This is a genomic window from Priestia sp. SIMBA_032, from assembly GCF_046535215.1.
Classification (GTDB): Bacteria; Bacillota; Bacilli; order Bacillales; family Bacillaceae_H; genus Priestia; species Priestia aryabhattai.
Map to the genome: position 1 here is coordinate 1 of NZ_JAWRXD010000220.1, position 375 is coordinate 375.

The following is a 375-nucleotide window of genomic DNA, read 5'->3' on the forward strand; positions in this document are numbered from 1 at the left end:
GGTGAGCGGCGCGCACCTCACCCGCGACAGCGGGGCGGAGGGCTCGGTCCTAGCCGCGGCGGTCGGCATCTCGGGCACCACGGACTGCAAGGTCGGGACGCGATCGGCCGACGGTAGGGTCCAGGTGTGGCACCCCCAGAACGTCACGTTGCAGCGCGGCGAGGCCGGGTGCACGATCTCGAACGCGCTGCACCCGGTGACGACGCACTGACGCGCGGGCGCCGTTGAGGATCGGCAATCGATCCAATGACAGGCTAGGGATGGGTTGATCGCTTCCCGCAACCGGTGTCGTCACGCCATTCATCTTCGGTTGAAGCGGCAGACTGGCTCACGTGAGTCAGACTACGAAATCACGTCGTCGGGACCTCATCCGCG

The 375-nt window shown here is 67.2% G+C and carries 1 protein-coding gene; it reads left to right on the forward strand.

Annotated features, from left to right (window positions below; genetic code table 11):
* A partial coding sequence (locus SB717_RS34085) for a hypothetical protein (RefSeq protein ID WP_410907242.1) occupies positions 1 to 211 on the forward strand: 211 nt, incomplete at its 5' end.
* Positions 212 to 375 lie beyond the last annotated feature (164 nt).